Here is a 12,127-nt window from a genome sequence, read left to right as displayed (position 1 = left end):
GAATGCGTGCCAAACGCAAGTTGATGATTTAAATGGGGTTGTTGACTGCGGACAGGCTGTCCGGGCGTCCGCGGACACCTGCCGGACAGTCCGTGTCCGCAGCGGACAAGTAGAATTGCGTTTTTCGAACTGAAGGATGGATTGCAGCCTATGTGCGGCATTGTCGGTGCGATCGCGGATCGCGATGTGGTTCCGGTCCTGATCGAGGGACTGAAGCGGCTGGAATACCGCGGCTACGATTCGGCGGGCATTGCCGTCATCGATGGCCGCGACGTGCGCCGGGTGCGCCGTACCGGCCGGGTCGCCGAAATGGAGGCCGCGGCCGGCCAGGAAGGCTTCAATGCCCGGCTCGGCGTCGGCCATACCCGCTGGGCCACCCACGGCGGCGTCACCGAGGCCAACGCCCATCCGCACATCAGCCACGGCGTGGCGCTGGTGCACAACGGCATCATCGAGAACCACGAAGAGCAGCGCGAGCGCCTGCGCCAGCTGGGCTATGAATTCGAATCGCAGACCGATACCGAAGTCATCGCCCACCTGATGCACCATTACCTCAAGCAGGGCAACGATTTGCTGGCCGCCTTGCAGCGCACGGTCAAGGAACTGACCGGCGCCTACGCGCTGGCGGTGGTCAGCCGCGCCGAACCCGAACGCATGGTCTGCGCGCGGATGGGCTGCCCGCTGCTGATAGGCCTGGGCGAAGGCGAGAACTTCGTCGCCTCCGACGTTTCGGCCATCATCCAGGCCACCCGCCAGGTGATCTTCCTGGAAGAGGGCGACACCGCCGAACTGACCCGGACCTCGGTACGCGTGTTCGATGGCGACGACCAGCTGGTGCAGCGCGAAGTGCATCTGTCCGACGTGTCGCTGGCCTCGCTGGAGCTGGGCCCCTACCGCCACTTCATGCAGAAGGAAATCCACGAGCAGCCGCGTGCGATTGCCGACACCATCGAGGCGACCATCGACGGCGGCTTCCTGCCCACCTTGTTCGGCGCCAATGCCGAAGCGGTGCTGAAGGATGTCGAAGGCGTGCAGATCCTCGCCTGCGGCACCAGCTACTACGCCGGCATGACCGCGCGCTACTGGATCGAGGCCATCGCAGGACTGCCCTGCAGCGTCGAAATCGCGAGCGAATACCGCTACCGCGCCGCCTACGCCAACCCCAAGCATCTGATCGTCACCATCTCCCAGTCCGGCGAAACCCTGGACACGATGGAAGCGCTGAAATACGCCAAGTCGCTGGGCCACCAGCACACGCTGTCGATCTGCAACGTGCCCGAAAGCGCCATCCCGCGCGCCAGCGAACTGGTCTGCTATACCCGCGCCGGCGCCGAAATCGGCGTCGCCTCGACCAAGGCCTTCACCACCCAGCTGGCCGCGTTGTTCCAGCTGACCGTGGTGCTGGGCAAGCTGCATGGGCGTATTTCCGAAGAGGAAGAAGCCGGCTATCTGGAAGAACTGCGCTTTCTGCCCGGCAGCGTGCAGCATGCGCTGAATCTGGAGCCGCAGATCGCGCTATGGGCCGAACGCTTCGCGCCCAAGTCCGACGCGCTATTCCTCGGCCGCGGCCTGCACTACCCGATTGCGCTGGAAGGCGCGCTCAAGCTGAAGGAAATCTCCTACATCCACGCCGAGGCCTATCCGGCCGGCGAACTCAAGCACGGCCCGCTGGCGCTGGTCGATGCCGACATGCCGGTGGTGGTGATCGCGCCCAACGACAAGCTGCTGGAGAAGGTGAAGTCCAACATGCAGGAAGTGCGCGCGCGCGGCGGCGAGCTGTTCGTGTTCACCGACCAGGACAGCAACTTCAGCGAGTCCGAAGGCGTGCACGTGATCCGCACTCCGCGCCACGCCGGCGTGCTGAGCCCGATCATCCACACCATCCCGGTGCAACTGCTGGCCTACCACACCGCGCTGGCGCGCGGCACCGACGTCGACAAGCCGCGCAACCTGGCCAAGTCGGTGACGGTGGAGTGATTGCCGACGGCGCTTTATGGTTGGCGTTTGGGAAGAGTTGATCCAACGATTGCTCTGGCCTGCCAGTAGCCGCTTCTTCTGTGATCGCGGTTTCAGCCGCGATCATCCGCGACGGGGCGTCGCGGCTGAAGCCGCTCCCACAATTCACCGCTTTGGGGGCGGTCGATACGGGCATGAGGTTTGACGTTACATTAGGTCAGCAGTCTATCCGTCCCGGCACCTGCCGACATTGATGACTCACCCTGCAGCGAACGCCAATGCCAGGTGCGTGCCGGGTAGGCGCCTGCCGGTCTTTTCGTGCATTTCACTAACCGCAGGTTCTGCCGCCGCCGCACGGAACTGTCTGACCTGTTCGGCAGCGGTACGTGCACATAGTCGTTGTTGCCGCAGATGACGCTGCCGCCGTGGGACGGCGGCGACAATCGCGCCATGGTGCCGATATCGCTGTATCAAAGCCTCGGCGACGGTTGGCGTCACTGACTTCTAGTGATGCGGAGGTGCCTGACACCTGGCGGAGCTTTCACAATGACTTGTCGGGTGCATCTATCGCACCCGCGTCCCTTGGTCCACCGTTCGGATGGAAACATCGCGGTCAAGGTTCAAGGTCAAGCAGTCCGGCACCCGCACACGCCGCGCGGACGCATGTGGGTGCCGGGTGTGCTGTGCCGGTCAGAACTGCGGCGTCACCGCGTCCAGCCGCAGCTGGCGGGAGGGCAGGCCTTCGGTTTCGATATCGATGACGATGGGGCCGGCCTGGGTGCCGGCGCGGACCACGGCAACCGCGCGCCCGTGGAAGGTCTTGCGTTCGCCGGACTGGAAGCTGGAAACGTCGATCGGATTGCCGTTGCCGATGCCGGCCAGCGTGCCCGCGCCGCTCACGCGCACGCGCACCTGGCGGTCATCGTTGCGGGCATAGATGGGCGTGCCGTCAGCGTCGTGCAGTTCCACGGTGACGTAGAGCAGATCCTCGCCATTGGCGGAGAGCTGCGAACGGTCCGCCGTTGCGACGGCAACAGCCGGCGCGCCCGCCGTACGCAGTTCCCAGCGCCCGGCTTCGCGCCCATCGCGATAGCCCACGGCGAGCAGGCGCCCGGGCGCGTAGGGCACGTCATAGGCGGTCTTGTATTCGCTGCCCTCGTCGACCGGTTTGCGGCCCAGGCTCTTGCCGTTGAGGAACAGTTCCACTTCCGGGAACTCCGAATAGACCACCACTTCCTGGCGCCGGCCTTCCTGTCCCGGCCAGGTCCAACTGGGATGGACGTCGTCCAGCGACCAGTCCAGGTGCGGCGGCGTAGTCGGGTAGAAGTCGCGGTCGGGCAGGTCTTCGCTGCCCTTGGGCTGACGGACGAAGGCGGAGATCGGCGTGGTGCCGGTCTTCCATACGACCTGGCGGTAGTAGGCCGCCGGGCGCAGCCGTCCGGTCGCGTCGATCTCGCCGCAGTACGCCAGATGCCAGGGGTAGGGGCCAAGCTTCTGCCAGTCCTGGCTGTAGCCCATCCAGCCGATGCCGGCTTCGCCCAGGTAGTCGACCGCGGTCCAGACGAAGTCTCCGATCACCCACGGCATGGTTTCTACGGCGCGCCAATAGGCAAACAGATCCTTCGGCAACGATTCGGAGGTGTACATGGTCAGCTCGGGGAGTCGCTGGTGCTCCTCGGCGAAGACGTGGGCGTGATAGTTGTAGCCGACCACATCCAGGACCGCGGCCTGGGCCGTGCTCCTGGGCGGATCGGCATTGATGCCCTGGGTGACCGGCCGGGTCGGGTCCAGGCTGCGCACGCGCTCGGCGAGCTTGCGGCCGGTTGCCACGCCCTCGGGCGTGCCGTCCTCGGGAATCTCGTTGCCGATGCTCCAGAACAGCACACTGGGATGGTTGCGACCGCTGACGACCATGCTGTCGATGTCGTGCTGCCAGTTCTCGGCGAAGAAGCGCGAATAGTCCAGCGGCTTCTTGTGCTTGTTCCAGCTGTCGAAGGCCTCGTTGATGACCAGCATGCCCAGCTCGTCCGCGGCATCCAGCGTGGCCTGGCTGGCCGGATTGTGCGCGCTGCGGATGGCGTTGTAGCCGGCGGCCTTCATCAGCGCGACCTTGCGCGCCTCCGCGTCGGGCGCGCCGGCAGCGCCGATCATGTAGTTGTCGTGGTGGATGTTGCCGCCGCGCAGCAGCACCGGCTGGCCGTTGATGCGCAGACCATTGGCGGCGTCCAGGGCGATTGTGCGGATGCCGAAGCGGGTGCGCCGCTCGTCGACGGTTGCGCCACCGATGCGAACCTCCTGCACCAGCGTGTAGAGATTGGGGGAATCCGGCGACCACAGGCTTGGCCTGGCCACGGTCAGTTCCAATGAAGGCTGCACGCGCGCACCGGCGGTCACCGTATGCGTCTGCCGCGCCTCGGCCACGGTCTGGCCGTTGGCCGCCACCACCCGGGTCACCCATTCGGCCGATTGCGTCTTGCCCGATCGATTGGCGATGGCGGCGCGCACCGCAACCACGCCACGGTCTTCGGCCGCCACCGGCGTTGCGACGAATACGCTCTCGGGTTCGATATGCACCGGATCCAGGATTTCCAGCGCGACAGGCCGGATCAGCCCGGAGCCGGCATACCAGCGCGATGACGGGTCGGCATGGTCGACGCGCACGACGATGGCGTTGTCGCCGGCGCGAATCTTGCCGGTCAGGTCGACGCTGAAGGCGGTGTAGCCGTAGCGGTGCTTCTTCAGGTGCTCGCCATTGACCCAGATGTCGGCATCCATGTACACGGCCTCGAAGTTCAGCCGCACGATGCGCGACGCTTCTTCCGCCGTGAGGGTCAGCTGGCGGCGGTACCAGCCGATGCCGCCGGGCAGATAACCCGAGTCCTGGCCGCTGATGGCGTTGGCATCGAACGGCGCGCTCTTATCGAGGCCGCCCCCATCGGCCCTGTCCATGATCGAGAAGTCGTGCGGCACGGCCACCCGTTGCCAGGCCTGGTCGTCGAAGGCGCTGCGTTCCGCGCCCTGGGCCTCGCCGGCATGGAACCGCCAGTCCTGCGACAGGCTGCGGACTTCCGCCCAGGCCGGCGATGCGGCGATTGCCATGAGCAATGCGGCCACGAGGCGCCGTTTCGGGGGCTGAAACATTCTCATAGTGGCCTCCTGATCGCCCATCGACGCTTAGCGTCCTGATGCTACAAGGCCTATTGATACTTAGAAAATAACAATATCGCCGGATTCTATATCGATTCTGATATGGATCTCTTCCACTCGGTGGATTTCAACATGCGACGCAGGTCTTCGCGCTTCAGCCGGTGGTGTCAGGCGGCATGGGCACGGTCAGGTACTTCAGGCTCTTGAGCGACTGATACCCGCTGCTTGCGACCTTCAGCGATCCGCGGCGGGATGAGCGCCGCCGTCCACCTATATCAATTCGTATATAGATGATGGTGTTTCATGCATTTGTGGCATATCCCCGCAGCCAGCAGAATCGGCGGGGCGCCCCCCCCCAGGCGCCCCCAAGGCGGCCCTCGCCGCCACGCCGCATGACAACGAGCAAATGGTGAGGAGAAAACATCATGGTAAGCAGGCGATCCTTGTTGGGAGCACCGTTCTGGGCTGCGGTCGGTATGAACGCCGCCGCACAGGCACATCAGGATCGCGCGGGTCAAGGCAGCCCAGCGCCCACGGCTGCCGATCAGTTGCCGATCGCCAGCGGGCCGTTTCAGCCGAGCGTGGAATCGCTGAAGACTTACCAGACGCCGGCGTGGTTCCGCGACGCCAAGTTCGGCATCTGGGCGCACTGGGGGCCGCAAGCCGTCCCGCGTTCGGGCGACTGGTACGCGCGCTTCATGTACGTCCCCGGGCATCCGCACTATGCCCATCATGTGAAGCATTACGGACATCCATCCGAGTTCGGTTACAAGGACATCATCCCACTGTGGAAGGCGGAGAAGTTCGATCCGGAAGCGTTGATGGATCGCTATGTCGCTGCCGGCGCGAAATACTTCGTCAGCATGGGCGTGCATCACGACAACTTCGATTTATGGAACTCGCGCCATCATCGCTGGAACGCTCTCGCCATGGGGCCCAAGCGGGATATCGTTGGCGCATGGCGCGATGCTGCCCGCCGGCGTGGGCTGCGCTTCGGTGTGTCCGAGCACCTGGGCGCCAGTCACAACTGGTTTTGGCCGAGTCACCAGTACGATCAGTTCTGGCCCAAGCTCGGCGTCGACTATGACGGCGCCGATGCCCGATACGCGGATCTCTACCACCCGAAGCACGACGAACCGTACAAGGGGCATGAGACCTGGTACACGACCAGTCCCGCGTTCCATCAGATCTGGTTCAACCGCGTCCGCGATCTGATCGACAACTACGAACCGGACCTGCTCTATTCCGATGGCGGCATACCGTTTGGAGAAGTGGGGCGCTCGCTCATCGCCCACTATTACAACAGCAACATTGCGAAGCAGGGCCGCCTTGAGGCGGTTTACAACTGCAAGGCGCTGGGTTCCGGGGAGTTCTATCCCGAAGCCTGCGTGCAGGATGTGGAACGCGGGGTGATGAGCGGAATCAATCCGCGGCCCTGGCAGACCGATACATCCAACGGCGATTGGTTCTTCGCCGACGACGATAAATACAAGACCGCGCCCGATGTCATTCGCATGCTCGCCGATATCGTCAGCAAGAACGGCAACATGCTCCTCAACGTCGCGCTCTATCCCGATGGCAGCCTGCCGCTGGAATCGCAGACCTTGTTGTCCGATCTGGCGCAATGGATGGGCACCAATGCCGAGGCGATTCACGGGACGCGTCCCTGGGCCGTCCATGGCGAAGGGCCCACCGAGACCGCCAGTGGCGCTTTCAACGAAAGCGCGGCGTACACCGCCGAGGACGTCCGCTTCACCGCCAAAGACGGCGCGCTGTATGCCATCGTGATGGGCTGGCCGCGCGACGGCGTGCTGCGCATCCAGACGCTGGCCGAGGAATCGGCGCTGGCACCGGGCAGCATCGAGCGCGTCGAAGCGCTGGGCTCGGCGGAAAGCCTGTCGTTCGAGCGCAGCCGCAAGGGGCTGGAAATCAGGCTGCCGGACGGCCTTGCCGGACAGGCGGCGATTGCGCTGAAGCTGCGGGGGCAGGGACTCGCGTGAGCATCGGTCTGGGAGTATCGAGGATCCGTTCGGCCGGCCGTCGCGCGCTGGTCGGAAGCCTTGTCGGTGCCGCATTGGCCGGCGCTTGGACGGCGCACGCGGCAGAGCCGCCCAGCGCGCTGGATGGCGCGGGACAGTTGCAACGTCTGCCTATGGAGGCTCATGCCGGATTCGGCTGGCTGCGGGTGGCCGGCGGCGTGCAGTTCCAGACCGGCGGCATTACCAAGAGCGTGCTCTTCTACGGCGACGGCGTCGTGCGCGTGTCCGCGCACAAGGGCCAATCGCATACCCGGCAGCCCAGCCTGGTGGTGGTGGCGTCGCCGCAGGAACCGCATCTGGACATCGCGGAGTCCGCCGACGCGCTCACCGTCGCCGGGCCCGGGCTGCGCGTGGTCGTCGACAAGCGCGCCGGGACTGTCGCGTTCCAACGCCCCGACGGCACGCCGCTGGTCCGCGAGCAGGATGCGCCGGTGCTCACGCCGGCCACCGAACCTTCGGGAACCGAAACCTATGCCGTCGAGCAGCGCTTTGCGCTGACGGCCGACGAATCGCTCTACGGCCTGGGCCAGTACAACGAACCGTACATGGACTACCGCGGCCGCGACGTGCTGATGGTGCAGACCAACATCGGCATCGTCGTGCCGTTCATGGTGTCCACGCGCCGCTATGGGCTGCTGTGGGACACGTATTCGAAGATGACGTTCTCCGACGGCCCGCAGGGCGCTGCCTTCGGTGCCGAGAACGCGCCTGCCGGCGTCGACTACTACCTTGTGGCCGGCGACACGATGGACGAGGTGATCGCCGGCTACCGCCACCTCACCGGTGCCGCGCCGATGTTCCCGAAGTACGCGTTCGGGCTGTTCATGAGCAAGGAACGCTATGCCACGCAGCAGCGTCTGCTGGAAGTGGTGCGGCGCTTTCGCCGCGAACGCTTCCCGCTGGATGTGATCGTGCAGGACTGGCAGTACTGGGGCGGACAGAAGGACGGCGAGTGGGACGGCAACTGGAGCGGCATGGTCTGGGACCCCGAGCGCTATCCCGACCCCGCCGGCATGGTGCGCACGCTGCATGATGATCTGAACACCCGGCTGATGGTGTCGATCTGGCCGTCGGTCGGCAACGACACCGCATTGGCGCGTGAACTCGATGCCAAGGGATTGCGCTTCGAGCCGCTGCACTGGATCTCCAAGCGGGCGCGCATCTACGACGCCTTCAGTGAGGAAGGCCAAGCCATCTACTTCAAGCATGCGAAGAAGGGCCTGTTCGACATCGGCGTCGATGCGCTGTGGATGGATGGCACCGAAGTGGAGGTGGGCGGTGCCGCGCACGACCCGGCCGAGGTGGAGGCCGACATCAAGCGCCTGGGCCGCAATGCCATGGGCGACTTCGGGCGCTACCTCAACGTCTACAGCCTGCCGACGACGCGCGGCGTCTACGAAGGCCAGCGCGCCAGCGCCGATCTCGGCGACAAGCGCGTGTTCACCCTGACCCGTTCCGCCTGGGCCGGGCAGCAGCGCTATGCCGCGATGCCATGGTCGGGCGACACCACCGCCGGCTGGGACGCGCTGCGCGCGCAGATCGCCGGCGGCCTGAACGTCTCGATGGCGGGCCTGCCGTACTGGACCCAGGATGTCGGCGGCTTCTTCGTCAACGCGCCCGGCGGCGAACGCGACCCGGCCTACCGCGAACTGTTCGCGCGCTGGAACCAGTTCGGCATCTTCAATCCGATCTACCGCATCCACGGCACCTCGATCGAACGCGAGCCCTGGGCATTCAAGGCACTCGAGCCGGCGGTGTACCGCTCGATCCGCCGCGCCGCCGAGCTGCGCTATCGCCTGCTGCCCTACATCTACAGCCTGGCCTGGGCCAGCACGCACGACGGCTACACGATGATGCGCGGCCTGCCGATGGATTTCCCGGACCAGCAGGCGCTGCGCCGCGTGGACGATACCTATATGTTCGGCCCGGCGTTCCTGGTGCAGCCGATCACCAGGCCGATGTTCCATGCCGAACTGCCGCCGCCGCCCACGGTGCCGGCGACGCAGCTGCGCACGCCCGGCGGCCAACCGGGCCTGGAGCTCGAGTACTACCGCGGCATGGAGTTCGAAGAGCTCGCCAGCCGTACTGTCGACCTGCAGGCCGAACACCATTGGCCCGGCCCGCCGCTGGACAGCGTGCCGGCTGGCCTGGACGGGTTGCAGAATTTCTCGGCGCGCTGGCAGGGCCAGATCATCGCGGCCGAGGATGGCGAGCACGAGATCGGCGTCGAGGGCGACGACGGCTTCCGCGTCTGGCTCGACGACAAGCTCGTCGTCGAGGACTGGAAGGAATCCGGTGCGCGTTTCGCCGGCGCGCGCGTCGACCTGCGCAAGGGCCAGGCGGTGCGCGTGCGCATCGACTATTTCCAGAAGGGCGGCGGCCGGTCGATGCGGCTGGCCTGGCGCACGCCGAGCGAGCGCATCGCCCTGGCAGAGCACCAGCGGCGACTCGATCCGAGGCAGGCCACGCTGCTGCCGGCCGGTACGGACTGGTACGACTTCTGGACCGGCCAGCGCCATGCCGGCGGCGCCAGCGCGGCGCGGCGCTATGCGATCGACGAGTTTCCGCTGTTCGTGCGCGCCGGTTCGATCGTGCCGTTGGGGCCGGTGGTCCAGCACGTCGACGAGAAGCCGGACGCGCCATACGAAGTCCGCATCTATCCCGGCGCCGACGGTCGCTTCACGCTGTACGACGACGACGGCGAGAGCTACCGCTACGAGAAGGGCGAGTACGCCACCGTCGCGCTTGCCTGGGATGATGCGCAGCATACGTTGCGTATCGGCGCCCGCGAAGGCGGTTTCCCCGGCATGACCGGGCAGCGCACGTTGAACGTGCGGCTGATGCCCTCGCGCCCCGGCGGCCGCGCCCAGACCAGGACTGTGCGCTTCCATGGCGAGCCGGTCGAACTACGTTTCACGCCATGAAGAATGAGGGCTATTCCGTGAAGATGCAGAAGAGGCTGTTTGCGGCGACTGCCGCAGTGTGCTGGGCCGCCATGACGGGAACCGCCGTGGCAGGCCCGCAGTCGGTCGCCTCGCCGAGCGGCGATGCCGTCATCCGCATCGACGACGACGGCAGTGGATTCTCGGTACTGCGGCGGGGGGAAACCGTCATCGCCACGTCACCGCTGGGACTGGACCTGGACGGTGCGCCTGCGTTCGGCGCGCTGGCGCTGGAAAGCCGTCAAGACACCGAGGAGGACCGCGACATTCCCCTGGTCGCGACCAAGGCATCGGTGGCGCGCGACCGTTACCGCGGCGCCACGCTGACGTTCCGCGAAACGGACGCGCCCGCGCGCAGGCTCATCATCGACGTGCGCGCCTACGACGATGGCGTTGCGTTCCGCTACCGCATCGACGACCCGGCGCCGGTACGGCTGCGCGGCGAGCGCACCGCCTTCGTGCCGGCGGACGATCCGTCGTGCCTGGCCACCGAGTTCGACCCTTCGCACGAAAAACCCTTCGAGCGCCAGCGCATCTCGGAACTGGCCACCGACAAGGGCTACGACGTGCCGCTGGTGTGCGCCACCGCCTCGGGCCGTTCGCACTACGCCATCACCCAGTCCTATCTGCAGGGCTACACGGGTGCGTCGCTGTGGCGCCAGGGCGCGGCCATGCAGGTGCGCCTGTCGGCGGTGCCGGGGCGAGAGGGGCCGGCGTATGTCTCCCGCGGCGGGCTGAGGACGGCCTGGCGCGTGGTGATGATGGCTGACCGCGCGGGCGACCTCATCGCCTCGCCGCTGGTGGGCAACCTCAACCCGCCGCCGCAGGGCGACTTCAGCTGGGTCAAGCCCGGCAAGGCGGCCTGGAACTGGTGGTCCGGGCCCAGCGAAGGCGCCACGGCGGAGATGGACGCTTTCCGCCGTTACATCGATTTCGCCGCCGAATCCGGCCTGCCCTATGCGCTGCTGGACGCCGGCTGGGCCTGGGGCAGCGGCCCGTGCTGCGAAGCGCACCCGGAAACCGATCTCACCCGTCCGGTCGATGGCGTGGACATGCCCGCCCTGGTGCGCTACGCCGAATCCAAAGGCGTGGGCCTGCTGTTGTGGGTGCACTGGCAGCACATGGCCGCGCGCATGGACGAGGTACTGGATACCTGGGTGCGCTGGGGCATCCGCGGCATCAAGGTCGACTTCATGGAGCGCGACGACCAGGAAATGGTCGACTTCCACGAGCGCATTGCGGCGGCCACCGCCGAACGCAGGCTGCTGCTGAACCTGCACGGCGCCTACATGCCTGCCGGCCTGCAGCGCACCTACCCGAACTTCATCACCCAGGAAGGAGTGATGGGTGCGGAGTGGAACAAGTGGACCCCGCTCATCACCGCGCGCCACAACCTGATGCTGCCGTACACGCGCATGCTTACCGGTCCGATGGATTACACGCCGGGCGGTTTCCGCAACCGCACGCCCGCGACGTTCGAAGTGCGCGACGTGCTGCCGTTCACCCAGACCACCCGTGGTCAGGCGCTGGCGATGTTCGTGGTCTACGACAGCCCGCTGCAGATGGTGGCCGACGATCCGGATGCCTATCGCGACGCGGCCGGCTTCGAATTCATCCGCCGCGTGCCCACTGCCTGGGACGAAACCCGCTTCCTGTCCGGCGAGCCGGGACGCGACATCGTGCTGGCGCGGCGCTCGGGCGCGGCCTGGTATGTGGGCGCGATGACCGCCGACGACGCGCGTACCGCGCGCGTGCCGTTGGACTTCCTGCCCGAGGGCCGCTACCGCGCGACGGTGTGGGAAGACGGCGAGGCACCCGACGACGTGCAGCGCAGCGAACGCATCGTGACCGCGCGCGACGCCCTTGCCTTACACCTTTCGTCTGCTGGTGGTGCTGCGGTGATCCTGGAACCATTGGGCCAATGAATGCGACGTTCCGGGCCCTGGTCATCAGCATCTCTGCCGCGGCGCCGTCTCAACCCCATGACTCATCTCCTGCAGCGAAGTGGAGTAAGCGATGACACAGCGATATCTGCGGGGCATG

The 12,127-nt window shown here is 66.3% G+C and carries 5 protein-coding genes; 4 read left to right on the top strand and 1 reads right to left on the bottom strand.

The genetic code is table 11. The features are described 5' to 3' along the window. Window positions 1–150 precede the first annotated feature (150 nt). Complete coding sequence (gene glmS, locus CRO39_RS15390; RefSeq protein WP_097122847.1) at window positions 151–1,977, top strand: glutamine--fructose-6-phosphate transaminase (isomerizing); 1,827 nt, start codon at window positions 151–153, stop codon at window positions 1,975–1,977. Window positions 1,978–2,646: 669 nt separating this feature from the next. On the opposite strand, the gene CRO39_RS15385 is transcribed toward glmS, so the two are convergent. Next, window positions 2,647–5,055, bottom strand: a complete 2,409-nt coding sequence (locus CRO39_RS15385; protein ID WP_162125735.1) for a glycoside hydrolase family 2 TIM barrel-domain containing protein — start codon at window positions 5,053–5,055, stop codon at window positions 2,647–2,649. 473 nt (window positions 5,056–5,528) lie between these two features. Between CRO39_RS15385 and CRO39_RS15380 the strand changes: the two genes are divergently transcribed. The 3 genes from CRO39_RS15380 (at window position 5,529) to CRO39_RS15370 (ending at window position 12,009) form a co-directional block, all read left to right on the top strand. Then, window positions 5,529–7,103, top strand: a complete 1,575-nt coding sequence (locus tag CRO39_RS15380) for an alpha-L-fucosidase (RefSeq protein ID WP_097122845.1) — start codon at window positions 5,529–5,531, stop codon at window positions 7,101–7,103. Beyond that, window positions 7,100–10,066 (top strand): glycoside hydrolase family 31 protein, encoded by a 2,967-nt coding sequence (locus CRO39_RS15375; RefSeq protein WP_202926277.1) that lies wholly within the window; start codon window positions 7,100–7,102, stop codon window positions 10,064–10,066. Before CRO39_RS15380 ends, CRO39_RS15375 begins: the two co-directional genes overlap by 4 nt. Window positions 10,067–10,137: 71 nt before the next feature. Further along, the gene (locus CRO39_RS15370; RefSeq protein ID WP_097122994.1) at window positions 10,138–12,009 is read left to right on the top strand and encodes a glycoside hydrolase family 97 protein; all 1,872 of its coding nucleotides are present in this window, start codon (window positions 10,138–10,140) and stop codon (window positions 12,007–12,009) included. Window positions 12,010–12,127 lie beyond the last annotated feature (118 nt).

Origin of the sequence: Pseudoxanthomonas wuyuanensis, assembly GCF_900215535.1 — a bacterium.
Lineage (GTDB): Bacteria > Pseudomonadota > Gammaproteobacteria > Xanthomonadales > Xanthomonadaceae > Pseudoxanthomonas_A > Pseudoxanthomonas_A wuyuanensis.
Note: the sequence above shows the minus strand (reverse complement) of the source record. Positions and strands in the feature narration are given on the sequence as shown.

Coding starts and splice junctions, on each gene's coding strand:
- glmS (WP_097122847.1), top strand. CDS start 151: ATGTGCGGCATTGTCGGTGCGATCGCGGATCGCGATGTGGTTCCGGTC.
- CRO39_RS15385 (WP_162125735.1), bottom strand. CDS start 5,055: ATGGCAATCGCCGCATCGCCGGCCTGGGCGGAAGTCCGCAGCCTGTCG.
- CRO39_RS15380 (WP_097122845.1), top strand. CDS start 5,529: ATGGTAAGCAGGCGATCCTTGTTGGGAGCACCGTTCTGGGCTGCGGTC.
- CRO39_RS15370 (WP_097122994.1), top strand. CDS start 10,138: ATGACGGGAACCGCCGTGGCAGGCCCGCAGTCGGTCGCCTCGCCGAGC.